We start from the raw sequence: 26,476 nt of genomic DNA on the forward strand, positions 1-26,476 counted from the left end.
CCAGATTCCTTCCGCCGCTCTCGACAAGCAGATCCTTCACTGCGTTCAGGATGACAAAGTATGCGGGCGAGGTAAGGTCAGGACGTCCTGATAGATCCTGCAAACCCATGTCTCAAAAATCGAGACATGGGGCACCCGTTCGTAGACTCCCTCTCATTCTCCGCACGCGTACCATGGAGAGTATGGCAACCGTACAACCCGCTACCGTAGACGTCACGCTCGAGATGGTGCGCGCCGCGCGCGAACGCATCGCAGGATCGATTTACCTTTCCCCCTGCAACCACTCGCAGATGATTTCGAAGATGACCGGGCTGGACGTCTACCTGAAGCTCGACAACCTGCAGATGACCGGCTCCTTCAAGGAGCGTGGCGCGCTGAGCCGTATCTCCATGCTGACGGAAGATGAGGCCAGGCGCGGTGTCGTGGCCGCCTCTGCAGGCAATCACGCGCAGGGTGTGGCCTACCACGCGACGCAGCGCGGCATTCGCTCGGTGATCTTCATGCCCGAGACCACGCCGCTCGTGAAGGTGCAGAACACCCGCGGCTTCGGCGCCGAGGTCGTGCTGCATGGAGCGAACTACGACGCTGCGTACGCCGAAGGCCGCAAGATGTGCGAGGCCGAAGGCATGACCTTCATCCACCCTTTTGACGACCCGCTCGTAATGGCAGGCCAGGGCACGATCGGGCTTGAGCTGCTCGAGCAGATCGAAGGCCTTGAAGCGGTCGTGGTGCCGATCGGCGGCGGCGGTTTGATCGGCGGCATCGCCTGCGCGGTGAAGGAGTCGAACCCCAACGTGCGCGTCATCGGCGTGCAGACCTCGCGCCTGCCTTCGATGGCGGAAGCGCTGAAGGCCGGGCATCCTGTGACGCTTGAAGCAAGCACGACGATCGCCGACGGCATCGCAGTGCGTCGCGCGGGCGAGGTCACCTTCTCGACGGTGGCGAAGTATGTCGACGAGATCGTCACCGTGAGCGAGGACGAAATTGCGAGCGCGATTCTGACGCTGCTCGAGCGCGAGAAGACGCTGGCGGAAGGCGCGGGCGCAGTAGGCCTCGCGGCGGTGCTGCAAGGCTATGCGAAGCTGCCTGCCGGCACGAAGACCGCCGTGATCGTTGGCGGCGGCAACATCGACGTCACACTGCTCTCGCGCATCATCGAGCGCGGTCTGGTGCAGGATGGCCGATCGCTGCGGCTGCAGATTCATCTGCTCGATCGCCCCGGCGCGCTGGTGGAGCTCACAAAGCTCATCGCCGCGCACAAGGCGAACATCGTGGACACGCTCTACAACCGCGCGTACTACGGCGTGAACCTCGGCGACACCGCCATCGATCTCACCATGGAGATGCGCGGTCGTGAGCATATCCGCGAGCTGATGGACGCGCTCACCGAGGCGGGCTACAAGCACACGCGCATTCAGTAAGGGCCGTCGTGAGTGAAAAGCGGTTAGTCGTTAGTGGTTAGTCGTTCTTTACGTCGAACAGCCAACAACGTCGTGCCCCACATCGAACAACCACCAACGTCGGGTGCCCCACGTCTCGATTTTTGGAGACGTGGGAGAGCGAGAATGCTCGCTGCGCCAAATCTTCGATCTCCACCAACTTTTCTGGAAACCCAGGTCTCAGAAGCGAGACCTGGGGCACCCGTTCGTGTGGTGACGAAACACTACGGCAGCGCAGGGTACTGCGGCTGCGGACGCGTCGCGTATCCGAGCGAGGTAAACGTGCCGAGCGGCAAGCCCGCGTCGTTGTAGACGAAGCTCGTAGCCCAGGCGCGCCAGGCGTAGCGCACCGCGCGCGGCAGCTTCACGTCCTTCGACTCCACTACGACGGTGTCCTCTTTGCCGCTGCGCTCGATGCGTGCTGTGGCCGCGTGAAACCTGCCGTCCTCGCCTTGCAACTCCCAGTTCCCGAGCCCATTCGTGCTCGACTTCAGGTGCTCGGCATGGTCGAAGTACACGCGCATTGCGGAGCCTTCGACCGCCGTGCGACGCAGCGCGGGCGAGTGTCCATCGAGCTTCTCGCCATACGCTTGCTCGCGCGCCAGCAGCGCGAGACGATGCGCGACAGTCTGCTTGTCGGCCGGGTGAATGTTGTGCTCCATGCCGACGTCGAGCGCGACGGCCATGCCCGTGGCGCGGCGCTCGGCCTCGGTGCGGCGCTGCGCGTCGCGGACCACCGGCCACCCTTCGCCGCCGGTGAAGCCGGCAAGCTGCACGAAGAGGAACGGCAGCGTCGGTTCGCCGAAATGGCTGCGCCAGTCCTCGATCAGCGCCGGGAAGCTATAGCGGTACTCGGGCGCCATCAGGGCATTCGTGTCCGTCTCGCCCTGGTACCAGAGCACGCCGCGCACCGCGAGCCGCGCGTAGGGCGCGATCATGCCGTTGTACAGCGAGCCGATCGCCCAGTCATCGCGGTTCACGCCCTGCAAATCATGCGGGAGGTCTGTCGTCGCGGGCGCGTGCCCGGCCTTGTCGGCGGCGCTGAGCCGCGCCTTGCGCTCTGCGGTCGCCGCAGCCTGCGCGTGCAGCCGCGCGCCGTCGAGGCGGTCAAACATCTCGTAGCGATAGCCCAGCTCCGCGGCCATGTCGAGCGAGGTCCACGCCTCGACCGGCGTGCCGCCGCCGGTAGCGTCAATCACGCCGATCGGCACATGCTGGTCCGCCTCGATCTCGCGCGCGAAGAAGTAGCCGATCGCTGAAAACGTGCGCACCGTGTCGGGCGTGCACTCCGTCCAGGTGTTGTCGGTTTCCTCCAGCGGATAGGTCGAGCCGCGGCGCGTCTGCACCAGCAGGCGAATGCGCGGATGCGTCGCGCTGGCGATCTCCTTCTCCGCGTCCTTCACCACGGCGTTGCCGCTTGGGAAGCCACGCAGCGGCATCTCCATGTTCGATTGCCCGCTGGCGAGCCACACATCGCCGATGAGGATGTCCTGGCGCGTCACGGGCGTGTCACCCGCCTCATCGCCGCTTGCGGTAAGCGTGTACGGCCCACCCGCAGCCTCCGGCGCAAGCGTCGTCTCCCAGTAGCCGTACACGTCGGCGGTTGCCTTCACGTTCTGCTGATGAAACGCGATGCTCACCTGCTCGCCCGGCAACGCCCAGCCGTAGACGCGAATCGGCCGCTCGCGCTGCACGACCGCGTGGTCGGAGAAGGTGTTCGGCAAACGCAGTTGCGCGCAGGCGAGCGCAGACGAGGCAAGCAACAACGCGGCGAGCGCCGACTTCAGCTTCATCGAGGAAATCTCCCGTGAAAAACGTTTCCAGCAGCGGAACCATCTTAGCGTGAAGCCGCCGCGCCTCACTTTCTTCGGCCAAATCCGATCAGCAATCCTGCCGAAAGATTCAGCGACTGCTGATGCCCGGAGTTGAAGCTCCGCTCGTAGGACGGCTCGAGATACCAGCCGAACTTGTGCCGCTTCACCGGCCAGAACATGAAGTCCCCCGCGACCTCGCCGCTGATCGTGTTGTTGCCAACGCCCGCCTGTCGTGTGTACGACCAACTTGGCCCCAGGCCGAGCATGAACTCCGCGCCGTGCGAAATTGTCCACGGCTTCTTCACGATGAAGTCTGAGTCGTACTCGCTGGAGTTGCGCGTATAGAAGGTCGAAAGCCCGGCCTCGACCTCGAGCCAATTCTCGACGAGCGTAGTTTCGGCGGCGATGCTTGGCGCGAAAGTAGCAGCACCACCGGTGGTATTCCAACTCGTCGCCGCGCCGAGTTCCAGCGTGACGAGCGGATCGTCGTCCTCTGCGAAGGGTTGAGTAGAAGGCTTCTGCGCTAGCAGTGGAAGCGAAGACAACAGAAAGGCGCACGCCAGCACAGGCGCGCGAAATGCAAGACGCATAGGTTCTCCAAACGAGTTGTGGGCACCGCGCAAGGGCGGCTCGAAATACTCGGGCTAGGCGGAGAACGAGAGGCGTGGAGGGCGGAAGAGTGTGATCGCCCGCGTGCGTGGAGCATCCACTCGCAGCGAGGCGCGCAACGTAGCGGTTTGCGTGCGAGGCGTGGGAAGGGCGAAGCAAACCCCACGGATGACGGCGACCAGAGCACAGCAGGCGCATACGCCGCTGCAGTTGTCCTGCGCCAGCGGCGCGTGATGATGCAGGGTCGCGTGTGTGCCATCGGCCACAAAAGGCAGCGCATCGCAAAGATCGCAGTGCGGCGGGTTCGCGGCGAGGCACGCCATCACGGCGCACATCACCCACACAACCAGCAGCATCGACTTGGAGCGCGTACGCGTCATCGCGTTCAGCATACACGGCGCGGGTTGCAAACAAGTCCGCGTGCCCCATACGGCACAGGCACGGTCAAAGCGTAGGTGAAGAGATGGATTCGATTCCTGAGGCATTCTGCAAACCCAGGTCTCAGAAGCGAGACCTGGGGCACCCGTCTGTTGTGAGGTTCGAGAGGTGCTTCGGCTCAAGAAGTAAGGCCGCCATCGCTGGCGGCCTTACTTGTTTTCTGGGCCGTGGGCCTAAACCCTTTGCCCCACCTATCCGAGCGTTTCCATCAGCTTGTTGACGGTGCGGTTCAGGTCCTTGTCAGTACGGCGCTGCTCGTCGATCTTCGCGATCGAGTGCATCACCGTCGTGTGGTGTTTGCCGCCGAACTGACGACCGATTTCAGGCAGCGACGCTTCCGTCATCTGCTTGGCAAGGTACATCGCAATCTGGCGCGGCACCACGATCTGGCGCGAGTTGTTCTTCTGCTTGAGTTCGGCGACGCGCATGCCGAACTGCTCGGCCACCGCACGCTGAATCGCTTCAATCGTGATCTTGCGCACCTGTGTGTCGATGAACTGCTTCAGGCACTGCTGTGCCGTGGGCAGCGTGATCTCTACGCCATGCAGCGAGCACCACGCCACCAGGCGCACCAGCGCGCCTTCGAGTTCACGCACGTTCGTACGCACGTTGCCAGCGATGAAGAGAGCTACGTCCGACGGCAGCACCGTCTGTTCGAGCTCGGCCTTGCGCTGCAGAATCGCCACCTTCGTTTCGAGATCGGGTGGTTGAATGTCTGCCACCAGACCCCACTCGAAGCGCGAGCGCAGACGATCTTCGAAGTCGCCGAGTTCCTTGGGAGGGCGGTCCGAGGCGATCACAATCTGCTTGTTCGTCTCATGCAGCGCGTTGAAGGTATGGAAGAACTCCTCCTGCGTGCGCTCCTTGCCGGCGAGGAACTGGATGTCGTCGATCAGCAGCACGTCGACGTTGCGATAGCGATCGCGGAAGCCCGTCATCTTGTCGTAGCGCACCGAGTTGATCATCTCGTTGGTGAACTTCTCGCCCGAGACGTACATGATCGCCGAGTGCGGCGTGCGCAGCTTCACGTGGTGGCCGATGGCCTGCATCAGATGGGTCTTGCCCATGCCCACGCCGCCGTAGAGGAAGAGCGGGTTGTAGGCCTTGGAGGGGCGCTCGGCCACGGCCTGCGAGGCCGCATGTGCGAACTGATTGCCCGGTCCGATGACGAAGGTGTCGAACTGATAGCGCGGGTTGAGCTGCGCGGCTGAGTTCCAGTCAAAACGCGACTGCTCGGGGCCGACGCCCATACCGCCGGTGCGGCCGGAGCGCGGTGCGTTGGCGGAGTGCGAGGACTGCGGGGCAAAGCCGCCATCTTCGCGAACGATGCGCGCGGGCTCCTGCGGCGGCACCTGAAAAACTACGTTGTCGAGCTCGAGACCGAGGTTGTCCACGGCCTCCATGATCAGATCGGTGTAGCGGTCGAGGACGGCCTGAAACTGCTCGGACGGGATACGCACGTAGAGCACGCGGTCGGTGACATGGGAGAAGCGAGTGGGCTTTAGCCAGGTCTCGAAACTCTGCCGGTTGATCTTCTTCTCAAGCGCGCCGAGAATGCGAACCCACTGGTTCAGCACGGCGGCGGGAACCGGAACAAATGACATGTGCGATCTTCCTTACTCTCTGTAATGTTTCACTGCGGGGTGCAGCAAGTGATGGTGCTCAGGCTGCGGTATTACCCAGGAAGAGGGGTGCAATGGAGCAAAAGAACAAACAGAATCTCTAGCTGTCCGTGAGGAAAACTCTGCGGAGCGCCTGTGGAGTTCGTGTTGTTGGAAGTCTTTGCTGCGTTAACAGCGCGGAGAAAAATGCAAAACTGAAGTCCCGGTTGTGTTGCGCGTCGTGCGCGGTTTCATTGTCAGAACGGGTTTGATAGTAGCAGTAATTCACAGGCTGTCGAGCAGAGAAATGACGCTCGACGGGAAGAAATTTTCGGGTTGCACCGTCCGTGGTGAAACTTTGCACAGAGCGTTCTTTTATCGCCGGGGCCTGCAGTTTGAGGGCGAATTTAGTTGCTCTTTTCCACGGTCATAGCTATACTCAGAACTTGCTGCCGGACGTGTGGTTTCCTCCGTCCGATGCCGGTCTGAAGTGAAGGCTGAGCTAGCGGCCATGAAGCGCGCGCATCTGCGCTGGCGCTCAAAACACTCAAGATTTCGAAGCAGTTTTCGAAGCAAGGACAAAGAACATGCCTAAGCGCACTTTTCAGCCGAACCGCCGCCGTCGTAGCAAGGTCCACGGATTTCTTACCCGCATGAAGACCGCAGCTGGTGCAAAGGTTCTCTCGCGCCGTCGCGCGAAGGGCCGTCACAAGATCGCTGTTTCGGCCGGCTACCGCGACTAGTTCGCGAGCCTGCAGAAAACAGCTTTTCGCTTCATCCCAAGCGCGCTCATCTTCCACAGGTGAGCGCCTTTGTGTGTCTCAAAACAGGGTGCAGGGTCCGGGGTCCAGGGCCCAGCGAGCTTTCTCTGAACCCTGGGCCCCCTGAGTCCCGAGCCTTGCTTCAGCACCGCCTTCGCAAACACGCCGACTACCAGCGCGCCTATGCCGCTGCCGGACGCAAGCAGTTCGGCAAACTGCTGGCGTACTTCGCTGCGCCTCGCGCGGCGGAGACGCGTTCCGAGACGCCGGGGCCGCGCGTTGGCATCACGGTGCCCAAGGCGCTTGGCGGTGCGGTCGATCGCAACCGCATCAAGCGGCGTCTGCGCGAGTGCGTGCGGTTGCACATCGACAAGCTCGAAGGCCTGCCGGTGGATGTGATTCTGCATCCGAAGCGCACCGTCAAGGACTGCGACTACGCTGCACTGGACCGCGAGGTGGCGATCACCTTCCGCGCCGCAGCAGCGAAGCTCGGCGGCAGCAAGCCCGGTACCTCCGCGACCTTCAACGGCTGACTTTGGATCTATAGCTGACCCTGGGCGTTTCTTTGGGTGTTTAATGGATGCATGGATGCCGACGGGATCAATCCGGCCGCTGTCCCCCCGCCCTTAGGCGCGCCCACGCGCCGCGAGCGCTTCGCGGGTGCGCTCTTCACCACGTACAAGCGAACGCTGTCGCCCACGCTGGCGGCCTTTGGCAGCTCCGGTTGCCGATATCTGCCGACATGCTCGGAGTACGCGTACGCCGCCGTGGTGAAGCATGGCTGGACCAAGGGTTCATGGCTGGCTGCGCGAAGACTGGCACGCTGCCACCCGTTCTGCGAAGGCGGACACGACCCCGTGCCCTAGGGCGTTGATCAACGTGTAGATGCCGTAGGGTAGACTCGCTCCAACCTTCTACTCATCCGGAGCTGCACCGTGAAGCGATTCCTGCCTCTTGCCCTTCTTGTCTCTGCCGCCGTTGTCCAGGCCCAGCAGCCCGAGCCTGCTCAGGCTCCACCTTCAGCAACGCAAGCTGCTCTCGGCCCGTCTGGTTCAGTCGAGATGTCAGACGGGCCGGTGCGGATCGCGGGTGGCGTTTCCGCTGGCCTTCTGATTGAGAAGAAGAATCCTGTCTATCCGATTGAAGCGAAGCTCGCGCATGTGAGCGGTACCGTCATCTTGCGCGCCATCATCAACAAAGAGGGCTCGATCGCCGACCTGAAAGTGATCAGCGGCCCGGATCTACTTGTCAAAGGCGCGGTGGACGCCGTGAGCGCGTGGAAGTACCGCCCGTACATGCTGAATGGCCAGCCCGTTGATGTACAGACCACCATCATGGTGAACTTCAACCTCGATGACAAACCCCAGCACGGTTCAGACGGCGGTCCTGCCCGCATACCGTCAGGCGTCATGGCGAGTCAACTCATCAGTAAGACGCCACCGGTGTATCCCGCTGAAGCGCGAGCGACGCATACCAACGGTTCGGTCGTGCTGCGCGCGCTCATCGGTATCGATGGGAAGGTCAAAGATCTGAAGATCGTGAGCGGACCGCAGGTGCTGCAACAATCGGTCTTGGATGCGGTAAAGACGTGGCGATATCGCCCCTACGTTCTGAACGGCGTGCCTACGGAAGTGGACACAGTGATCGTGGTGAACATCCGGTCGAACGGCGGGATATAGTTCGCGGTGAGCGTGCGGGGTCTCGCTGTCATCTTGCGCCCCGCGAAAGATTTGTTTGCGGGGTCTGCGTTAGAGCTTATTGTCACGTCCGTATGAACGCCGGGCTTCAGCCGCTGAGGTGAGTTTTATGGGTACGACTGAAGTCGCGGACTTCCTGTTCGTGGTCTCCTCAAACTTCTCTGGAAACCCATGTCTCCAAAAGTCGAGACATGGGGCACCCGTTTGTGGTGACGCGATCATTCACCTAGACCCTAGACCCTAGACCCTAGACCCTAGACCACTGCTTGCTCGTACCCCATCCGGTAACCGCTCAGAAACCCTAATTTTCCTGCGCTCCTCTACAATGTGGAGTAGCGGTTTTGCGTCTCCAGAGCAGTCGTTGAGAGACCCCGCGAAGAACAGGATTCCCCTTGCCCGAGTATCGCAATCCCAACCAGACCGGCGGCGGTTCGCAGGACAACCGCGGGTTCATGGTGATGATGATCGTCATGATCGGCCTTATTGCCGGTCTGCAGTTCTGGCGCGCCAAGCACAACCCGCAGACGGCCTCGCCTGCGGACACCGCAGCGACCGCCCCCGCTTCCTCCAGCACGCCCAGCCCCGTTGCCAGCGCCATCGCGCCGGGCGCTCCCGTTACCGCGGAGACCGTGCAGGCCGCTGCCGAAACGACCACCGTCGTGCAGAACGAGCTCTACAAGATCACCTTCTCGAACCGCGGCGGCGAAGTCCGCTCGTGGATTCTGAAGCGCTACCAGGACACCGACGGCCAGCCGCTCGACCTCGTGCATGACGGCGCGGCGAAGCTTTACGGCTATCCGCTCTCGCTCTACACCTACGATCCCGCGATCACGAAGGCGCTGGCTTCGGGCCTCTACGTAGCCTCGGCAACCGGCAACGTTGCGGCCCCCGCCTCGGTGACCTTCAAGTACGCTGCCGGCGATCTGCAGGTGACGAAGACCTTCAGCTTCGGCGCCGACTACGTCGTGCACGCCGACACGCAGGTGCTGCGCAACGGTTCGCCGATCGCGGCTCCGCTGGCCTGGCCTGCCGGTTTTGGCGATCAGGCGGATGCGCTCGGTTACGCGAACGCGACCATCGACACCTCGTCGAAGGGCAAGGACGAGCACATCGCCTTCAAGAAGGTTTCCGGCGGCGCTACGCTCAACGGCCCGTGGGATTACCTCGGCGTGGCTGACCAGTACTTCAGCGCGGTCTTCCTGCCGGACAACGTCGACGACGCTTCGCTCGTGACGTTCTCGCGCAACATCGACATCAACAAGGTCGTGCGCCACAACGGCGTGCCGACCGTCTCGGCGAAGAAGCCGATCGAAGTGCCGGTGATCGGCGCGGCGATGGGTGCGAAGTCCGGCCGCGTGCAGACGCGCATCTTCGTAGGCCCGAAGGACTGGGCTGTGCTGACGGCCGTGCAGTCGACGAGCGGCGAAAAGCTTACCTCGCTGATCGACTTCGGCATGTGGGGACCGATCTCGAAGGCGCTCTTCCTCGGTATGCGCGCCGTGCACTCGGCGATTGCGCCGGCGAATCCGCAGCCGGGTAATTGGAGCTGGGGCTGGGCAATCGTGGTCTTCACGATCCTGATCAACCTGCTCATGCTGCCGCTCCGCATCAAGGGCATGAAGAGCATGCTGAAGATGCAGCGCCTGCAGCCGGAGATCAACGCGATCAAGGCGCGCCACGGAAACCCCGGCCCGACCGATCCGAAGGCCGCGAAGATGAACGCCGAAGTGATGGCGCTGCAGAAGGAAAACGGCGTCTCGATGTTCGGCGGCTGCATTCCCACGCTGCTCACCTTGCCGCTGCTCTTCGCGATGTTGACGATGATGCAGCGCGTGGTGGAGCTTCGCCACGCGCACTTCTTCTGGCTGCATGATCTGTCGGCGGGCGACCCGTATCACATCCTGCCGATCATCCTGGCGCTCAGCTCGTTCCTCGTGCAGTTTTACACGCCGAGCCCCGGTGTGGACCCGGCGCAGGCCCGCATGATGGCCTTCACGATGCCGCTGTTCTCGCTCTACATGACTTGGAACTACGCTTCGGGTCTGGCGCTGTACTGGAACATCGGCAACCTGATCATGATCCTGCAGCAGCAGGTGACGAACCGAACGTCTCTCGGCAAGGAGATGCGTGCCGTGGCCGAGAAAAATGCAAAGTCGAAGGCGACCGGGAAAACAATTCAAGCGAAGCCGCAAACCCGGCGTTAGACGACACTTAGACGTCGTTCGACGACGATAACCGAAGTAGATAACAAAGGACGGCTACCCCGTCCTTTGTTTTGTGCGTCATAATCAAACGGCAGAACAACACTCGAACGGGGCTTCGATCTGAACGGAGACCAACGGGAGACTATGGACGACCTGCAGCAAGCCGCAACCACGATCGCCTCGCTTATGCGTACCTTGACCGGGCCAGGCGGGTTTCGACTCAAGTACCGTATTACCGCTGGCGCTGGCGCAGCCGACCCGGATGGGTTCGAACGCCGCGATATTTACGTCGAGTGTAAGGGCCCCGATGCAGAACTGATGCTGGAGCGCGACGGCGAACTGCTGCGCGCTCTTGAGCACGTGGCCGCAAAGGCCCTGCGTCTCGAAGCCGAGGACCATGACCGCATCAGCTTCGATGCCGACGGCTTTAAAGCCGAGCGCGCTTCCTCGCTGCGCCGCATGGCCGAGGACGGCATCGCTCGCGTGAAGGAGACGGAGAAGCCTTACCACTTCCCGCCCATGAACTCGCGTGAACGCCGTATGTTGCACATGTTCCTGAAGGAATCTGACCTGCAGACGGCGAGCTCGGGCGAAGGCGCACGCCGCTTCGTGGTGCTCTACCCGGCAGGCGCCGCTGTTCCGCGCGAGGATGATCGCCGCGGTGGTGGCGGTTTCCGGGATCGTCGCGCGGGAGGCGGTGGTCGCGGTGGCGATCGCGGCCGTGGTGGTGATCGCGGACGCGGTGGTGATCGTCGCGGCGGCGGTGGACGCGGACGGCGCTAGGATTTTGCGACAGGCATACATAATGGAGGAGGCACTCGATCGAGTGCCTCTTTCTACGTTTTGGGGGGATTTTCGAGTCTGTGTCCTGGTGGGTGAAGGCCTCCCGGGTGGGGTTGCTGATCGAGGGTGTTCTCTTGGGGGAGATCCTGCGAACCCAGGTCTCAAAATCGAGACCTGGGGCACCCGTCCGTTCTCGCGCCAACCCCGCTGTGCCTTCCCGACGCTATGCTTTGTCCCGATCCCCCTTGAGCCCTGAGCCCTGAGCCCTGAGCCCTAAGCCCTGGACCCTGGGCCCTGCCCTCGTCCTCTCGCTTTTCGCCGTTTCCACCGGGGGATGCGCTAGCCTAGCTCTGCCATGTCCTTCGGTCTTTCTTCGCATCTGGTCCTGCCGCAGCGACTTACGCCTGCGCTGATGAACACGCTGGCCTCGTCGGGCGCGCGCCAGATCGAGATCTTCGCCGCGCGTCATCACTTCGACTACACGGACCGCCACGCGGTGCGCGAGATGGCGAACTGGTTCGGCTCCAACGACATGGCCGCGTCGCTGCACATGCCGCTCTTTTCGCCGGAGGACGGCGGCGACTGGAGTCGTCACACCGCGCCGACGCTGAACCTCATCAGCACGAACAAGGGCGACCGCATTCTTGCGATGGACGAGACGAAGCGCGCGCTTGAAGCCGCGGAGCAGGTGCCGTTCACCGCTGCGGTGATCCACCTCGGCCTGGGCGATGAGCAGTGGAGCACGCGCGCCATCGACGACTCCCTCACGGCGATCGAACACCTGAAGGCGTTTGCCGGCCCTCTCGGCGTGCAGTTGCTGCTGGAGAATTTGAACAACGCGGTCGCCACGCCGGAACACCTGGTCGAGATCGTGAAGATCGGCCACTTCGACTCTGTCGGCTTCTGCCTGGATCTGGGCCACGCGCACCTGCAGGGCATGGACCACGAGAGCGGCAAGAGCGCGATTGCCAAGGCGTTTGCGACCTTCGGCGACCGCCTGCGCGAGCTGCATGTACACGACAACAAGGGCATGCGCGACGAACATCTGTGGCCGGGCGAGGGTTCCATCGATTGGGCGGAAGTGTCGATGCTGACGAAGGCCGCCACGCCGCCGCTGGTGAGCGTGCTGGAGCTGTCGCACGAGTTCGGCTTCGACGCCGACGCGGCGGTGAAGCAGGTCCGCGCTGCGATCGATCGCCTCAGCGAGTAGGCCCGTTCTCCTCTGCTACCATCGCGGTAGAAACCCCTTGCTACTTTTGACCCTCTCGAGGGTTTGAGCTTCCTATAGGAGAACTGCACGCCGATGTCTCGTTCGCTGTTCGCTGCTCTTGCTGTAGCTGCTGTTACCGGAACCGCGATGTACGCGAGCTTCCACGCGACTCCCGTTGCCGCACAGGCCAACCCGGCGACGCCGGAGTTCTACACGCAACAGGTGAAGCCGATATTCGTAGCCAACTGCTACAAGTGCCACGCCGGGATGAACCACCGTGGCGGGCTTTCGATGGATACGAAGGCCGGCCTGATGAAGGGTGGCCATGATGGCTCCGTGCTGACGCCCGGCGATCCAAACTCGCTGCTGGTGAAGCTGATCCGCCACGAAGGCCCGGCGAATGACCCCATGCCGATGCCGCCCAAGAGCAAGCTGACCGATGCCGAAATCGCCACCGTCACCGCCTGGGTGAAGGCAGGGGCGATCATGCCGAACGACTAGGGACAGGGGATAGGGTGTAGGGTTTAGGCGCGAGGCGAGGCACATATCGCCGCGAACCTGGAGACCTGTGTCTGCGCAGTAGCGGCGAGAATGTTTACGCTCTCTGAGCGCTTGATGCATCCTGAGGCGTCCTGCGAACCCACATCTGCAAAAGCGCAGATGTGGGGCACCCGGTTTGCAGCGTTGCATGTGGGGCACCCGGGTTGTCGCGTTGGATGGGGACGCGGGTTGTAGCGTGCTGGCGTCGTGTTTTGTTTGCCCTCCTTAAAACCTTCTCACCCTGTGGTGCCGATCACGGCACGAATCTTGCTCGCCACTACCGCAGGCGCTGCAGGAGCAGTAGCCTGAAAGGGCTCTGGCGGTGCTCTGCGGCCGCTTCCAAAACTTATGCATCTCTCAAAGCGAGCCGTCTTCGGCGCTTCGCGCGTAGGCCAACCGGTCAACGCCGTCGCCCTTCTTGCGCTTCTGCTGGTGGGTATGCTCGGGCCCCAGGCCGCTATGGCCATGACGCGCGCGAGTCGTGCACACACTCGCGCCGTCGCGCAGGACCAGGAGCCGACCCCGTCGCGCGCCCACGGCGGCAAGAAGTCCAGCGCCAAGAGCAAGTCCTCTTCCTCTGACAAGAAAAACGCGAAGGCTGTGGACACGAAGAAGTCCACGAAGTCCAAGCGCAACCGCCACGACGATGATGTCGAACCGGTGGAGATGAAGCGCGCGCGCGGCAGCAAGTCTGCGGCGAAGAACGCTCGCGAGCTCGCCAAGGCGGAACCGAAGGACTCCCTGCGTGGCAGCAGGAGCAAGCGCGGCAACGCGATGGAGCTCGCCGCGAAGGAAGGCCATACGCCGCTTGGTGAAGAGCGCGTCGTAACCCACCGGCAAGTGCGCAAGGCCGCTCCCGCGCCTGTAGAAGTCGCCGACAATGACCCTGTACCCGCGCCGAAGACCGTCTGGAACAACGCGCCGAAGAAGCTGACCACGGACGACTTCGTTCGAGCCACGGGCCGCGCCACCACCGAGAACACCGCCTTCGCTTCGGGCGAGTCGCATCCGGATGAGATGGACGACACGCAGCCGACGAACACGCAGCAGAGCATCGTCATCAAGCAGCCCGCACCGAAGACAGTGAAGGCAGCCGTGACGGCCCCGACGCCCGCCAGCGCGCCGACGCTCGCAGCGGCGAACCGCGTCGATGGTTTTGGCGCAGAAGGCGCTCCGGTGCCGACGCACCGCACGCTGGCGCGCACCATGGCCGCGCACAAGAACGATCCGCTGTTGAAGGCCACGCCGCCCCCCGCGCCAACGCCTGCTCCCACGGTGGAAGAGACGGCGGAGATCACCGACGAGGTGGTGAAGCCGCAGGTGATGCCCGCGCTGTACTCGCGCGGCGGCCGCTTGATCATGCCGGCGGCGCTCAAAGGCTCGCGTGAGATTCTCGTGCACCAGAACCAGATGGCTGACGCCGCTGGGCTGGATCGTCTGCGCAACGAAGATGATCTGCAGGACTCCATCGAGGCTCACCGCCTGGTGCGTCTGCCGGAGACCGAGTATCTGCACGTCAACGGTGATCTGCCGGTGAACCGCCGCTACGCTCGTCCGTGGACGGTGCGCTTTGCGAGCGATATGGCCAAGGCCTATGAGTCGCGCTTCGGCGTGGCCTTGCAGGTGAACTCGGCCGTGCGCACGATCAGCTACCAGCTTCGCCTGCAGCGCACGAATGGTAATGCCGCTGCGGTGGAAGGCGATACCGCTTCGCCGCACCTTACCGGTCAGGCCATCGACTTCGGCAAGCGCGGCATGAGCAACGCTCAGCTGGCGTGGATGCGCGCCTACCTGCTGCCGTTGATGCAGGCGGGCAAGATCGACGTCGAGGAAGAGTTCCAGCAGGCTTGCTTCCACATCAGCGTGTACCGCTCGTATGGTGGCGGCTCGCCGAAGAAGAAGGCCACGTCGCCGCGCATCGAAACCGCTGCAGTTCGTCGTGCCGCGCGGGATCAGGCTGACAACGCGGCCGATGATGCCCAGTAGACCGGAAGCGCTGTAAAAGTTGCGTGGAGCAAAACAAGGGACTCGGCCTCGGCCGGGTCTTTTGCTTGGGCGCGAGGGGTGGCGCTGCCATCGCCGCTTCCTTCGCGGCGGAGCATCGCACACAAGCTGCGCCGCATGTTCCAATAGAAGAGTCGAAGTTTTAGAAAGCCAGGAAAGACTTACCTACCCATGCCTTTGAATTGCGGAATTGTCGGACTGCCCAACGTGGGCAAGAGCACCATCTTCAACGCGCTGACCTCGGCCGAAGCGCAGGCGGCGAACTATCCGTTCTGCACGATCGACCCGAACGTCGGCATCGTGCCCGTGCCGGACACGCGCATGGACCGCATTGTCAGCATGGTGAAGCCGAACTCGATCGTGCCTACGACGATGGAGTTCGTCGATATTGCGGGCATCGTTGAAGGCGCGTCGAAGGGTGAAGGTCTCGGCAACCAGTTCCTCTCGCACATCCGCCAGACGGACGCGATTCTGCACGTCGTGCGCTGCTTCGCGGATGACGAGATCATTCACGTTGCCGGTGGTGTGAACCCGCTGCACGACATCGACGTCATCAACACCGAGCTGCTGCTGGCCGATCTGGAGAGCGTTGAGAAGCGCCTGGTGAAGGCCGAGAAGGCTGCCAAGCCTGCGAACGCTCCCACCTCTGCCAAGCTCGAGTTCGAGACTGTGAAGAAGCTGCAGGCCGTACTCGCCGAAGGCAAGCCCGCTCGCACCGCCGACCTCACCGATGACGAAAAACTGATCGCACGCGACCTCTTCCTCATCACCATGAAGCCGATGCTCTATGTTGCGAACGTGGACGAAGGCAGCATCGCAGACGGCAACGAGTTCACCAAGCTTGTAGACCAGCGCGCGCAGGAAGATGGTTCGCAGGTGGTGCGCATCTGCGGTGCGATGGAGTCGGAGATTTCGCTGCTCGATCCTGCGGACCGCAAGGAGTTCCTCGACGCCGCTGGCCTTGAAGAGCCGGGCCTGAATCGGCTGATCCACGCGGCCTACAAGCTGCTGGGGCTGATCACCTACTTCACCGCTGGCGTGCAGGAAGTGCGTGCGTGGACGATTCGTAAGGGTACGAAGGCGCCCGGCGCAGCAGGCGTCATCCACTCGGACTTCGAGCGCGGCTTCATCAAGGCCGACACCTACAACTGCGAAGATCTTTTCCGCCTGGGCAGCGAAGGTGCTGTGAAAGATGCTGGCCTGCTGAAGAGCGAAGGCAAGGAATACGTGGTGAAGGACGGCGACGTGATGTTCTTCAAGTTCAACGTGTAAGACTTTTGCGCTCAGGAAACGAGGCGTCCTTTGGGGCGCCTCGTTTGTTTTGATCACGCTGAAGGCAGCGGCGTTCTCTGGAAATAATTCTTCGCAAGGCGAGAGACTTCGCTGTGCAAACCGGGTTTGCCTGTGTACAGTTTCATTGCAAGCAAGCCTCAGGAGCACTTTGCCCATGCGAATCGCCTCGGTCCTCTCGTCCCGTGTTACAGCGGCTGTTGCCGCGTCTTGTGTCCTGCTGCTCGCAGGCTGCTCGAACGATAGTCCGCCCGTGGGCGGCAACGGAACCACCGTCACAGGAACGCCGCTCGTCAGTGGTGGCGCGGCCACGGCCTATACGCTGAACTATCCGAGCAACGTCAATGTGACCCAGCAGGTGAACGTGCCGATCGGTTCTGCGGCGGCGACCGCGCTGTCATTGCCTACGGGTTTTGTGGCCGATGCGATCGCCTTCGATCCGAACACCGGTGTCGAGTACGTGGCCGGCGCGCTTTATACGACGAGTTCTACGACAGGCGCCACGGTAGTCACGCCAGAGGTGCTGGTCTTCCCCGCGAACTCGACGAGCTTTGCGACGCCGACCACGACGATTCTGGGTGTGGTGGGTTCTACGACGTACTTCGATGAGCCTTATGCCGCAGCGGTCGACAAGAACGGCCAGCTCTATGTGCTGAGCGATTACGGCGTGAACGTCTACGCCACGCCTTCGACCGCCACCAGCGCCACCGTGCCTGCGGCGACGATCTACGGCACGAACACTGGCATCACCAGCCCGGTCGCGCTCACCGTGGACTCTGCGGGAAGCATCTATGTGGCGAACGGCGACACCAGCACAACGGGTTCGGTGCGCATCTTCGCGGCTGCGTCGAACGGCAACGTAACGCCGCTGCGGACGATCACCTACTCCAGCGGTTCGATCATGGGCGTGGCGGTGGATTCCAGCTTGAACCTGTGGGCGGCGGAGGAAGCGTTGACGAGCAGTGGAGCCTCCAACGTGCAGCTTGCGTTGTACCCGGCCGGCGCAACCGGCGCGGCAACACCGACGAAGACGATCACGGGGGCGGCGACCGGGCTCACCTACGCGGGCATGATTGCTACCGACAAGGTCAATAACGTCTACGCGCTGAATTACAACTTCACGCGCGGCACCTTCCAGGTGCTGGGCTTTGCCCCGAGCGTCAGCGGCAATGTCGCACCGGGCTTCACGACGACAGTCGGTGCGCTGACGAATCCGTCTACGTTCATCACGGTGCGCTAGCCCCGCAGCAGTACGTTGGATGACGCCACGGTGAGAATCTTCGCCGTGGCGTTTTTCGTGGGCGAAACGTAGCTCCGTTGGTTCGCTGTTACACGGTATGCGTGTCGGCAGCGTAGGCTTAAGCGTGATGGCAACGAAGAAGAAACTCCGCGTAGGCATTTTGTTTGGCGGCCGCAGCGGCGAGCATGAAGTCTCGCTGCGTTCGGCGCGCTCGATCCTCTCCGCAATCGATCGCAAGAAGTACGATGTGGTCGAACTCGGCATCACCAAAGAGGGCCGCTGGCTGCAGGGCGGACAGGCGCAGCGCCTGCTCGGCACGCCTGTCACGGTGAAGGGCGCGGGAGCGGGTTCGTCGCTGGTGAGCGCAGCTTCCAAGCCCGGCGTGGAGACGGGCCTCGACGTGGTCTTCCCGGTACTGCATGGCACGTTTGGCGAGGACGGAACGATCCAGGGACTCTTCGAGCTCGCTGGCACAGCCTACGTGGGCTCCGGCGTGCTCGGCTCGTCGGTTGGCATGGATAAGGACGCGATGAAGCGCATGTTCGTGGCCGCAGGCTTGCCGGTAACGCCGTGGGTCACGCTGCTGCGTTCGGAGTGGAAGGCCAGCCCGAAGAAATGCATCAAGCTCATCGAGGAGTCGCTGGAGTACCCGCTCTTCGTGAAGCCCGCGAACCTCGGTTCGTCGGTAGGCATCAGCAAGGTGAAGTCGCGCGCCGACCTCACCGCGGCGATGGACGAGGCCGCAAGCTTTGACCGCAAGATCGTCATCGAGCAGGGCGTGGGTGGCGCTGGCGTGAAGCCACGCGAGTTGGAAGTGGCGGTGCTCGGCAATGATGCGCCGGAAGCTTCGGTGGTCGGCGAGATCGTGCCTGCCAAGGAGTTCTACGACTACGAAGCGAAGTACGAACTCAGCGGACCGGACGAGAGCGTGAGCCACATCCCGGCGAAGCTCTCGAAGGCCGAGGCCAAGCGCATCCGCCAGATGTCGATCGATGCTTTCCGCGCCTGCGACCTCGCGGGCCTCGCACGCGTGGACTTCCTGATGGCTCCGCGCCAGGACGGCGAAGGCAACGAGATCGTGCTGAACGAAGTGAATACGCTGCCCGGCTTCACGTCGATCAGCATGTACCCGAAGTTGTGGGAGGCGAGCGGCCTTCCGTACAGGCAGCTCATCGATCGCCTGATTGAGCTCGCGCTCGAGCGTGCCGAAGAACGCAGGCAGACACGCTTCGAGAAGTAGGTTGTCGCAAATGAAGCAACGGGCGCCCGTGTTCACGAGCGCCCTTTGCTATTCATAGATCCCGCGATGTTACTTCGTAACTCTTCGAGTTGAGGGCTTGCCATCTGTCGTGTCTGCCTGCAACGGATCGGTGACAACGACCATGAATCCGAGAGTGCCGACCGGAACCTTAAGATTGTGCTGCAAAGACTGGCGCCCGTGCTTTAACTTCACATGAAGAAGCTCCTGCTCCGAAAAGCCGGGCATAGAAACATGCAGGTCATATTCGCCGATATCCGCGTATGCCTGAAACGTTCCGTCGGGCCCTGTTCTTGCTTCGAACTTTCTGCCGTCCTTGGAGAGCAACACAACGAGCGCATCGCCAAGGACGGCGCCGGTCGGGTCTACGACCTTGCCACGGAGCGTGGCGGCTGGAAGCATCGGAGCGCCGAGGACAGCGTCCGTATGTATCTTCTGATCCTGCGCAAGCACCGTCGTCGTTATGCTGACGAGCGCCGTTGCGGCAAACGCAGCGAGCCGCCCCCCAAGGCGATTTTTGCGATCCCTCGGCCACCAGGAGTGAACCGTCCTCATGCCTTGCGATTCGTAGGCAAGGTAAGGGTCCTTTCAGCATGGATTCGATCTGTGCCGGAGTCATGGCTGCAACGTTGTAGACATCCTTCTGGCAGACATCACAATGACGCATACGATGATCCCCGGGCATCGCTTCCCAGCTTTCGTTGCAGGGTTTGACTACTTTCAATTCAGCACTGGGACGATAGCGCGCCATGCGGGTTAGCATACTCATGTCGTGGCGGATTCGCACAGAAAATCCTCATAGCGTTGCGCGATGCCGGGGTGCTACACCGGAGAGCATGTTGCGTCGACTTGTTCTCTGCCTGTTGCTCCTTCCGGCGTTGCCCTGCGCCTTTGCCGCCACCAAGCCGGAGTGGACGCATCAGCTTGCGCCGTTTCAGATCGCCGACAACCTTTACTACGTTGGCAGCGAAGACCTCGCGGCATTTCTTGTCGTCACGCCGAAGGGCAACATCCTCATCAACGCGAACCTCGTGTCGTCGCCGCCGCAGATTCGCGCGAGCGTGGAGAAGCTTGGCTTTCGCTGGGCGGACACGAAGATTCTGCTGAACGGGCAGGCGCACTTCGATCACATGGCCGGGGCCGCGCAGGTGTTGCGCGAGACCCACGCGAAGAACATGGTGATGGACGCGGACGTGCCGGTCATCGAAGGTGGCGGCAAGGGCGATTTTCTGGAGCCGACTGGCTCGGTGGAGTACTTCCCGCCCGCGCCTGTGGACCGCGTGTTGCATGACGGCGACACAGTGACGCTCGGCGGAGTGACGCTGACTGCGCACAAAACGCCCGGCCACACGCGCGGATGCACGACATGGACCTTCCGCGTACATCTCAAAGGCGAACCCGCGGGCAAGCTGCGCAACGTTGTGATCGTGGGCGGCACGAGCTTCTGGTCGGACTTTCACTTCACCGCGAAGCCGGGTGTCGCGGAGTCCTACCCTGGCATCGCGAAAGACTTTCAGCACACCTTCGACGTGCTGCACGCGCTGCCCTGCGATGTGTTTCTCGGCGAGCATGGCCGGTACTTTGACCTCACCGCAAAGTTCGCGAAGTTGAAGCGCGAACCGCAGCTTGGTGAGCAGGTGTGGATTGACCCTGCGGGATATAAGGCGTTTGTGGACGAGAGCGAAGTGACCTTCCACAAAGCGTTGGCGAAGGGCCAGTAGCGCGCGGCGAACGGGTGCCCCACATCTCGATTCCTGAGAGGTTCTGGAGAATCGTGCGGAGATCGGGACGGGTGCCCCAGGTCTCGCTTCTGAGACCTGGGTTTCCAGAGGCGTTCGCGTGGACCGAAGCGTCTGGCGTCGCCAGCATCATCGCTTTCCCACATCTCAAAAATCGAGACGTGGGGCACCCGGATTCACGGTAGTGTCGAGACGTGGGGCACCCGCCATTGTGGTGGTTCGAGCGGCCGCGTCACACGGCGGCGCATCATTCGCCTGCATCGGGCATCTACACAAGTGAGAAATGCGCGACCTGCGCGCGGGGCAACCATACAATAGAAGGTGGTGCGCGCTGGCTTCGGCCACGTGCTTTTGGAGATTTCATTTTGGCAGAAAACACACATCGCGTCGTCGGCATAGACCTGGGCACCACGAACTCGCTCGTTGCGATCATGCAAGGCGGCGCGCCGGTGGTTATCCCCGGCGAAGATGGCTCGGCGATTGTGCCGAGCGTCGTGGCGTTCGATCAGGAGACGCACACGGGCTTTGCTGTGGGCAACGCGGCGCGCGATATGCTGCTCACCCAGCCCGCAAACGCCGTGTACTCGGCCAAGCGTTTGATGGGCCGCGATCTCGCGGATGTGGAGCCGGAGTTGAAGCTCTTCCCCTTCAAGCTTGCGGAAGGTCTGCAGGCGGGCGAGGTGTTGAAGCTCAACGTCGGCGGACTCACGCTGACGCCGCCGGAGATTTCGGCCTACGTGCTGCTGCAGTTGAAGAAGAACGCCGAGCGTTTTCTTGGCGGTGAAGTGACGAAGGCGGTCATCACCGTGCCGGCGTACTTCAACGATGCGCAGCGTCAGGCGACGAAGGACGCGGGCCGCATCGCGGGGCTTGAGGTGCTTCGTCTTGTGAACGAGCCGACGGCTGCGGCGCTCGCGTATGGCCTCGACAAGAACGCCGATGGCACTTCGCGCGAAGGCACGATCGCCGTGTATGACTTCGGCGGCGGCACGTTTGATATTTCGATCCTCAAGCTGCGCGATGGCATCTTCGAGGTGATCACGACCGGTGGCGACACGCACCTGGGCGGCGACGACATCGACAACCTGCTGCTCGCGGTGGCGATTGATGACATTCGCGGTGACCTTGGCGTAGAGATCACAAAGGACCCTGCGGCGATGCAGTCGCTGCGCAAGGCCGTGATCGACGCGAAGATTGCGCTGAGCGCGAACGACTCGGCGCGCCTCGCGGTTGAGGTGGAAGGCAAGCTTTATGCGCGTGAGATTTCGCGGGCGCAGTTCGAGCAGCTGATCGCCTCGGTGATCGAGCGCACGGCTGGTCCGGTGAAGCAGGCGTTGAAGGACGCCGCGCTCACGCCGGAGGACATCGACGAAGTGGTGATGGTCGGCGGCTCGACGCGCATCCCTGCGGTGCGTGCGCTGGTCAGCGGCATCTTCAACCTTGAAGCGCGTGGCCGCAAGCTGCATACCGAGTTGAATCCGGATGAAGTCGTGGCGCTGGGCGCGGCGGTGCAGGCGCAGATTCTTTCCGGCACGGACCACGTGGCGACGAACGAGTTGTTGCTGCTTGACGTGACCCCGCTTTCGCTGGGTATCGAAGCCCTGGGTGGTGTTGTCGCCAAGATCATTCAGCGCAACTCGACGATTCCGGCGAGTGCGACCGAGCACTTCACCACGGGCGTCGATGGACAGACAAACGTGGCGATCCATGTGCTGCAGGGCGAGCGCGAACTGGCGAAGGATTGCCGCTCGCTGGCACGCTTCGATCTGAAGGGCATTCCGCCGATGGTGGCAGGCCTGCCTCGCATCGAGGTGAAGTTCCTGATCGACGCGAACGGCATCTTGCATGTGAGCGCGAAGGAACAGCGCAGCGGCACGCAGGCGCAGGTCGAGGTGAAGCCGACCTACGGCCTCACCGACGAGCAGGTGGAGACGATGATTCTCGACTCGTTCGACAACGCCGAGGCGGACATCACGGCGCGCCAGGTGATTGAGGCGCGTAACGAGGCGCAGACGATTCTGGAAGCGACGAAGAAGGCCAGGCAGCAGCCGGTTTGGCAGCAGCTTACCTCGGTGGAACATGAGGCGATTGCGTCAGCGATCTCCGAGGTGGAAGCTTCGCTGAAGGATGAAGACCACAAGGTGATTCGCAATGCGATCGCGCAGCTGGACAAGCACACGCGCAGGCTCGCCGAGTTGATGATGGACTCTGCCGTGACCGGCGCGCTGGGTGGCAAGAACATGGCGACGGCGGACGAAGGTTTGGGTGGCGACATCGGTGCTCCGACGACCGCGCCGCACGCGTTTGCGCCTGCGCAGATTGACGATAAGAAGTAAGTACGAAGGTGGAAGCCGATGCCGGTGCGCCGGCGCTTCCACCGCAGACGAAGAGCCGAACTTCAGAAAAACTACACTGGAATTTCTGAACAACTACACTAGGAACTGACCATGTCCAACGAAGCCAAGTCCCTCTCCGAAGTCGATCTCACGCAGCCGCCCGCAGCCGATATGGTGCGCGTCGTTTTTCAGCCCGAAGGCAAGGTGGTTGAGTTCAAGTTCGGCACGCTGCCCTACGATGGCCACGGCCAGCCGATGAGCCTGCTCGATGTGGCAGAGAACTACGAGATCTTCCTCGACCATGCGTGCGGCGGTGTGTCGGCCTGCACGACGTGCCACCTGCATGTGCGCAAGGGCATGGAAGGCATGAGCGAGGCCGAAGACATTGAGCTCGATCGCCTCGACATGGCGCCGGGCCTTGAGCTGAACTCGCGCCTCGGCTGCCAGTGCGTCATCGAGAAGCCGGGCGACTATGTTGTCGAGATTCCGAGCTGGAACAAGAACTATGTGCAGGAAGGCAAGCCTGCTGCTGGAGTGAAGTAGCTCGCATGGCTCATGCAGTACACATCGAACGCCTCGTCGCCATGAGTGACGAGGCGTTCGCGCTTTTGAATGAGTATTACGAGGCGATCCAGGTCGTGGTGCGCGATACACGCACGTCATTGGACGCGCTGCTCGCCGATGAACGCAGCGCGGTGTGGCTTGCGCGCGTCGATGGCGCGGCGGTGGGTTGCGTGGTATTGCGTCCGCTGCCTGCGTTGGGGAATGCGTGCGAGTGCAAGCGGCTCTATGTGCGCGGTGCCGCTCGCGGTATGCGCGTGGCGACGTTGCTCATGGACGCGTTGGAGACGTTTGCTCGCGCTGCTGGATATAGCGCGGTGTATCTCGACAGCAAGGATGATCTGAAGCCTGCGATTGCGCTCTACGAGTCGCGTGGCTATGAGCCCTGTGAGCGTTACAACGACAATCCGCAGGCCACGGTCTTTCTGCGCAAGTCGCTGGCGTGAGCGCGTTTGAAGAGTCACAAATGACGGGTGCCCCACGTCTCGATTTTTAGAGACGTGGGAGAGCGGTGATGTTGGCACAGCCAAGCTCTTCGGTCTCCGCACATCTCTCTGGAAACCCAGGTCTCAGATGCGAGACCTGGGGCACCCGGGTGCCGGAAGATCTTCTGGAAACCCACGTCTCAAGAATCGAGATGTGGGGCACCCGTTTTAGCAGCGGATGATCTTGTTGCTTGCGATGCCGCGTGTGGCGTTGCGGGTGTCGATGAAGAGCTTGCTCGCTGCGACGAGTGCGGCGTAGTCGTACGCGGAGTGGTCGGTGGTCACAATCACCGCGTCGAATTCGCCGACAGAGTCGAGCGGTGTCGAGGTGCGTTCGAGCGCGTACTTGCGGCCGGTGCCGACCTTCGCGAAGTACGGATCGTTGTACGCAACCTGCGCGCCTGCTTCTTCGAGCAGTTGAATCACGGTGAGCGCGGGTGATTCGCGCAGGTCATCCAGATCGCGCTTGTAGGCGACGCCGAGCACGAGCACCTTTGCCGCGCCGAGTTCGACGCCGTTGCGTTCGAGCGCGCGGCGTGTGGTCTCGACGACGAACGCGGGCATCGCTTCATTCACTTCGCCGGCGAGTTCGATGAAGCGTGTCGGCTGTTTGAACTGCTTGGCGCGCCACGAAAGATAGAACGGATCGACGGGGATGCAGTGGCCGCCGATGCCGGGGCCGGGGTAGAAAGCCTGGAAGCCGAAGGGCTTGGTGGCGGCAGCGTCGATGATCTCCCACACGTCGAGGTTCATTGCGAGGCAGAGCTGCTTGAGCTCATTCACGAGCGCAATATTCACGCCGCGATAGATGTTTTCGAGCAGCTTCGTCATCTCGGCTGCAGCGGGAGAGCTCAGCGGCACGACGCGCTGAAAGACCGCGCTGTACAGCGCCGCCGCGCACTCGCTTGCTCGCGTGTCGAAGCCGCCGAGCACCTTGGGAATCTCACGGCGCGGCGTGGAGGTATTGCCGGGGTCTTCGCGTTCGGGGGAGAACGCAACCATCACCCCGTTGTCGCTCGCGTCTCCGTTGCGAAGCACTCGGACGCTGCGTTCGAGCATGGGAACGACGAGCTCTTCGGTGGTGCCGGGCCAGGTGGTGCTTTCGAGCACGATGAGTTGGCCGGCGCGCGCGTGTGGCGCGAGAGCTTCGACGGTGTGCTCGATGAAGCTCATGTCGGGCTCGTGGTTTTCGCGCAGCGGCGTGGGGACGCAGAGCAGCACGGCGTCGCAGGCGCTCATGTCGCCGACATCTGCCGTGGCGCGAAAGCCTTTGCCCTGCGCGGCTGCGATCGTCGCAGGCTCGATGCGTTGGATGTACGAGCGGCCTTCGTTGAGTGCGGTGACTTTACTCGCGTCTACATCGAAGCCGATGACGCGGAGACCACTCTCGATGAACTCCAGCGCCAGCGGAAGGCCGACGTAGCCGAGGCCGATGATGCCGATGACGGCCGTGCGCTGGTCGATCTTCTCGCGGAAGCTTGCGGTGAGGCTCATGCTGTCAGGTTAGACGAGGCGAACTGATGGCGGTACCACGCCACCGTGCGCTCGAGACCTTCGCGGAAGCTGAAGATGGGTGCATACCCGAAGGCCTGACGCGCCGCGCTGACATCAGCAAGCGAGTTGCGAATGTCGCCGAGGCGGCTTTCCGTGTGCTGTGCCGCACCGGTGTAGCCGGTGAGCTCCGCGAGCGACGCGTAGAGTTCATTGACGGTATGGCGTTCGCCGCTGGCGACGTTGAAGACGCGGCCCGCAACGTTCTCCGCAGGCGCATGGAGCGCGAGCAGGTTCGCATGAACAGCGTTGGCCACGTAGGTGAAGTCGCGGCCTTGCTCGCCATCGCCTTGAATGACGGGTGCTTCAGCGTCTTTGCGAAGCATTTGCATCGCGAACTTGGCGATGACGCCGGAGTACGGCGAGTCGGGCGTTTGGCGTGGGCCAAAGATGTTGAAGTAGCGTAGGCAGACCGTCTCCATGCCGTAGACGCGCGCATAGCTCTGCATGTAGATCTCACCGGCGAGCTTCTGCGCCGGATAGGGAGCGACGGGCGCGGGGTACATCGTCTCTACGCGCGGGAAGCCGGGCTGATTGCCATACGCGGAGCTCGATGCGGCGTAGAGTACGCGCTTCACACCGGCCATGCGTGCGCCTTCGAGCAGGTTGAAGGTGCCGTCGACGTTGGAGACATGCGAGGGGCGTGGGTTCTTCACGCTGCGTGGCACGCTGGGCAACGCGCCCTGGTGCAGAATGCCGTCAACGTTCTCGCACACGCGCGCGATCTTGTCGGCATCGGCGAGATCGCCGACGATGAAGTCGACGCCGTTGGGAACATTGTCGCGGCGGCCGGTGGAGAGGTTATCGAAACCGAGTACGCGATCGCCGCGCTCGAGCAATGCCTCGGCAAGATGCGAACCGACGAAGCCCGCGACACCTGTGATGAGAAACGTTCGCACGAAGACTAGTTTATCGC

At 62.5% G+C, this 26,476-nt stretch carries 24 protein-coding genes; 17 read left to right on the plus strand and 7 right to left on the minus strand.

All coding sequences use genetic code 11. The features are described from left to right. Nucleotides 1-182: 182 nt before the first annotated feature. Entirely contained in the window at nucleotides 183-1,421 is a 1,239-nt protein-coding gene (gene ilvA, locus OHL11_RS01785) for a threonine ammonia-lyase (RefSeq protein WP_263369759.1), read from the plus strand. A 242-nt stretch (nucleotides 1,422-1,663) separates the two neighbouring features. Here the strand turns inward: ilvA and OHL11_RS01790 are convergent, their stop codons facing one another. From OHL11_RS01790 to dnaA, 4 genes are all read right to left on the minus strand, one after another. Continuing rightward, on the minus strand, nucleotides 1,664-3,232 hold the full coding sequence (locus OHL11_RS01790) for a sialate O-acetylesterase (RefSeq protein WP_263369760.1): 1,569 nt from the start codon (nucleotides 3,230-3,232) through the stop codon (nucleotides 1,664-1,666). Nucleotides 3,233-3,297: 65 nt separating this feature from the next. Further along, nucleotides 3,298-3,843: a hypothetical protein gene (locus OHL11_RS01795; protein WP_263369761.1), complete on the minus strand. Its 546-nt coding sequence runs from the start codon at nucleotides 3,841-3,843 to the stop codon at nucleotides 3,298-3,300. Between the two features lie 54 nt (nucleotides 3,844-3,897). Further along, nucleotides 3,898-4,254, minus strand: coding sequence for a hypothetical protein (locus OHL11_RS01800; RefSeq protein ID WP_263369762.1), 357 nt, complete (start codon nucleotides 4,252-4,254; stop codon nucleotides 3,898-3,900). 237 nt (nucleotides 4,255-4,491) lie between these two features. Beyond that, the gene (dnaA, locus tag OHL11_RS01805) at nucleotides 4,492-5,904 is read right to left on the minus strand and encodes a chromosomal replication initiator protein DnaA (protein WP_263369763.1); all 1,413 of its coding nucleotides are present in this window, start codon (nucleotides 5,902-5,904) and stop codon (nucleotides 4,492-4,494) included. A gap of 584 nt (nucleotides 5,905-6,488) precedes the next feature. On the opposite strand from dnaA, the gene rpmH reads away from it, so the two are divergent. From rpmH to OHL11_RS01865, 12 genes are all read left to right on the plus strand, one after another. Further along, on the plus strand, nucleotides 6,489-6,644 hold the full coding sequence (rpmH, locus tag OHL11_RS01810; protein ID WP_263369764.1) for a 50S ribosomal protein L34: 156 nt from the start codon (nucleotides 6,489-6,491) through the stop codon (nucleotides 6,642-6,644). 155 nt (nucleotides 6,645-6,799) lie between these two features. Beyond that, nucleotides 6,800-7,195: a ribonuclease P protein component gene (gene rnpA, locus OHL11_RS01815; protein ID WP_317890609.1), complete on the plus strand. Its 396-nt coding sequence runs from the start codon at nucleotides 6,800-6,802 to the stop codon at nucleotides 7,193-7,195. A 51-nt stretch (nucleotides 7,196-7,246) separates the two neighbouring features. Continuing rightward, complete coding sequence (gene yidD / locus OHL11_RS01820; RefSeq protein WP_263369766.1) at nucleotides 7,247-7,528, plus strand: membrane protein insertion efficiency factor YidD; 282 nt, start codon at nucleotides 7,247-7,249, stop codon at nucleotides 7,526-7,528. Between the two features lie 69 nt (nucleotides 7,529-7,597). After that, nucleotides 7,598-8,341, plus strand: a complete 744-nt coding sequence (locus tag OHL11_RS01825; RefSeq protein WP_263369767.1) for an energy transducer TonB — start codon at nucleotides 7,598-7,600, stop codon at nucleotides 8,339-8,341. Nucleotides 8,342-8,751: 410 nt separating this feature from the next. Further along, entirely contained in the window at nucleotides 8,752-10,563 is a 1,812-nt protein-coding gene (gene yidC / locus OHL11_RS01830; RefSeq protein ID WP_263369768.1) for a membrane protein insertase YidC, read from the plus strand. Nucleotides 10,564-10,707: 144 nt separating this feature from the next. Next, complete coding sequence (locus tag OHL11_RS01835; protein ID WP_263369769.1) at nucleotides 10,708-11,346, plus strand: Jag family protein; 639 nt, start codon at nucleotides 10,708-10,710, stop codon at nucleotides 11,344-11,346. 355 nt (nucleotides 11,347-11,701) lie between these two features. After that, on the plus strand, nucleotides 11,702-12,556 hold the full coding sequence (locus tag OHL11_RS01840) for a sugar phosphate isomerase/epimerase family protein (protein WP_263369770.1): 855 nt from the start codon (nucleotides 11,702-11,704) through the stop codon (nucleotides 12,554-12,556). Between the two features lie 93 nt (nucleotides 12,557-12,649). After that, nucleotides 12,650-13,057, plus strand: a complete 408-nt coding sequence (locus OHL11_RS01845; RefSeq protein ID WP_263369771.1) for a c-type cytochrome domain-containing protein — start codon at nucleotides 12,650-12,652, stop codon at nucleotides 13,055-13,057. Nucleotides 13,058-13,444: 387 nt separating this feature from the next. Next, nucleotides 13,445-15,082 (plus strand): DUF5715 family protein, encoded by a 1,638-nt coding sequence (locus OHL11_RS01850; RefSeq protein ID WP_263369772.1) that lies wholly within the window; start codon nucleotides 13,445-13,447, stop codon nucleotides 15,080-15,082. A 189-nt stretch (nucleotides 15,083-15,271) separates the two neighbouring features. After that, the gene (gene ychF / locus OHL11_RS01855; RefSeq protein ID WP_263369773.1) at nucleotides 15,272-16,372 is read left to right on the plus strand and encodes a redox-regulated ATPase YchF; all 1,101 of its coding nucleotides are present in this window, start codon (nucleotides 15,272-15,274) and stop codon (nucleotides 16,370-16,372) included. Between the two features lie 175 nt (nucleotides 16,373-16,547). Then, a complete protein-coding gene (locus tag OHL11_RS01860; RefSeq protein WP_263369774.1) occupies nucleotides 16,548-17,630 on the plus strand; it encodes an NHL repeat-containing protein in 1,083 nt (360 codons plus the stop codon). Between the two features lie 127 nt (nucleotides 17,631-17,757). After that, entirely contained in the window at nucleotides 17,758-18,870 is a 1,113-nt protein-coding gene (locus OHL11_RS01865) for a D-alanine--D-alanine ligase family protein (RefSeq protein WP_263369775.1), read from the plus strand. Between the two features lie 69 nt (nucleotides 18,871-18,939). On the opposite strand, the gene OHL11_RS01870 is transcribed toward OHL11_RS01865, so the two are convergent. Beyond that, entirely contained in the window at nucleotides 18,940-19,290 is a 351-nt protein-coding gene (locus tag OHL11_RS01870) for a carboxypeptidase-like regulatory domain-containing protein (RefSeq protein ID WP_263369776.1), read from the minus strand. Between the two features lie 434 nt (nucleotides 19,291-19,724). On the opposite strand from OHL11_RS01870, the gene bla reads away from it, so the two are divergent. The 4 genes from bla to OHL11_RS01890 all read left to right on the plus strand — a co-directional run bounded on the left by bla (nucleotide 19,725) and on the right by OHL11_RS01890 (nucleotide 23,970). After that, nucleotides 19,725-20,609, plus strand: a complete 885-nt coding sequence (bla, locus tag OHL11_RS01875; RefSeq protein WP_263369777.1) for a subclass B3 metallo-beta-lactamase — start codon at nucleotides 19,725-19,727, stop codon at nucleotides 20,607-20,609. Between the two features lie 383 nt (nucleotides 20,610-20,992). Continuing rightward, on the plus strand, nucleotides 20,993-22,963 hold the full coding sequence (gene hscA, locus OHL11_RS01880; protein WP_263369778.1) for a Fe-S protein assembly chaperone HscA: 1,971 nt from the start codon (nucleotides 20,993-20,995) through the stop codon (nucleotides 22,961-22,963). Nucleotides 22,964-23,074: 111 nt separating this feature from the next. Continuing rightward, entirely contained in the window at nucleotides 23,075-23,506 is a 432-nt protein-coding gene (locus tag OHL11_RS01885; protein ID WP_263369779.1) for a 2Fe-2S iron-sulfur cluster-binding protein, read from the plus strand. A 5-nt stretch (nucleotides 23,507-23,511) separates the two neighbouring features. After that, nucleotides 23,512-23,970, plus strand: a complete 459-nt coding sequence (locus OHL11_RS01890; RefSeq protein ID WP_263369780.1) for a GNAT family N-acetyltransferase — start codon at nucleotides 23,512-23,514, stop codon at nucleotides 23,968-23,970. Nucleotides 23,971-24,177: 207 nt separating this feature from the next. Here the strand turns inward: OHL11_RS01890 and OHL11_RS01895 are convergent, their stop codons facing one another. After that, complete coding sequence (locus tag OHL11_RS01895) at nucleotides 24,178-25,503, minus strand: nucleotide sugar dehydrogenase (protein ID WP_263369781.1); 1,326 nt, start codon at nucleotides 25,501-25,503, stop codon at nucleotides 24,178-24,180. Next, nucleotides 25,500-26,459 carry an NAD-dependent epimerase/dehydratase family protein gene (locus tag OHL11_RS01900; RefSeq protein ID WP_263369782.1) on the minus strand — a complete coding sequence of 320 codons (960 nt, stop codon included), beginning with the start codon at nucleotides 26,457-26,459 and terminating at the stop codon, nucleotides 25,500-25,502. The genes OHL11_RS01895 and OHL11_RS01900 overlap by 4 nt, the downstream gene beginning before the upstream one ends. Between the last annotated feature and the right edge of the window lie 17 nt (nucleotides 26,460-26,476).

The sequence above is a fragment of the Granulicella cerasi genome (assembly GCF_025685575.1).
GTDB lineage: Bacteria > Acidobacteriota > Terriglobia > Terriglobales > Acidobacteriaceae > Granulicella > Granulicella cerasi.

Coding starts and splice junctions, on each gene's coding strand:
- ilvA (WP_263369759.1), top strand. CDS start 183: ATGGCAACCGTACAACCCGCTACCGTAGACGTCACGCTCGAGATGGTG.
- OHL11_RS01790 (WP_263369760.1), bottom strand. CDS start 3,232: ATGAAGCTGAAGTCGGCGCTCGCCGCGTTGTTGCTTGCCTCGTCTGCG.
- OHL11_RS01795 (WP_263369761.1), bottom strand. CDS start 3,843: ATGCGTCTTGCATTTCGCGCGCCTGTGCTGGCGTGCGCCTTTCTGTTG.
- OHL11_RS01800 (WP_263369762.1), bottom strand. CDS start 4,254: ATGCTGAACGCGATGACGCGTACGCGCTCCAAGTCGATGCTGCTGGTT.
- dnaA (WP_263369763.1), bottom strand. CDS start 5,904: ATGTCATTTGTTCCGGTTCCCGCCGCCGTGCTGAACCAGTGGGTTCGC.
- rpmH (WP_263369764.1), top strand. CDS start 6,489: ATGCCTAAGCGCACTTTTCAGCCGAACCGCCGCCGTCGTAGCAAGGTC.
- yidD (WP_263369766.1), top strand. CDS start 7,247: ATGGATGCCGACGGGATCAATCCGGCCGCTGTCCCCCCGCCCTTAGGC.
- OHL11_RS01835 (WP_263369769.1), top strand. CDS start 10,708: ATGGACGACCTGCAGCAAGCCGCAACCACGATCGCCTCGCTTATGCGT.
- OHL11_RS01840 (WP_263369770.1), top strand. CDS start 11,702: ATGTCCTTCGGTCTTTCTTCGCATCTGGTCCTGCCGCAGCGACTTACG.
- OHL11_RS01845 (WP_263369771.1), top strand. CDS start 12,650: ATGTCTCGTTCGCTGTTCGCTGCTCTTGCTGTAGCTGCTGTTACCGGA.
- OHL11_RS01850 (WP_263369772.1), top strand. CDS start 13,445: ATGCATCTCTCAAAGCGAGCCGTCTTCGGCGCTTCGCGCGTAGGCCAA.
- ychF (WP_263369773.1), top strand. CDS start 15,272: ATGCCTTTGAATTGCGGAATTGTCGGACTGCCCAACGTGGGCAAGAGC.
- OHL11_RS01860 (WP_263369774.1), top strand. CDS start 16,548: ATGCGAATCGCCTCGGTCCTCTCGTCCCGTGTTACAGCGGCTGTTGCC.
- OHL11_RS01865 (WP_263369775.1), top strand. CDS start 17,758: ATGGCAACGAAGAAGAAACTCCGCGTAGGCATTTTGTTTGGCGGCCGC.
- OHL11_RS01870 (WP_263369776.1), bottom strand. CDS start 19,290: ATGCTTCCAGCCGCCACGCTCCGTGGCAAGGTCGTAGACCCGACCGGC.
- bla (WP_263369777.1), top strand. CDS start 19,725: ATGTTGCGTCGACTTGTTCTCTGCCTGTTGCTCCTTCCGGCGTTGCCC.
- OHL11_RS01885 (WP_263369779.1), top strand. CDS start 23,075: ATGTCCAACGAAGCCAAGTCCCTCTCCGAAGTCGATCTCACGCAGCCG.
- OHL11_RS01890 (WP_263369780.1), top strand. CDS start 23,512: ATGGCTCATGCAGTACACATCGAACGCCTCGTCGCCATGAGTGACGAG.
- OHL11_RS01895 (WP_263369781.1), bottom strand. CDS start 25,503: ATGAGCCTCACCGCAAGCTTCCGCGAGAAGATCGACCAGCGCACGGCC.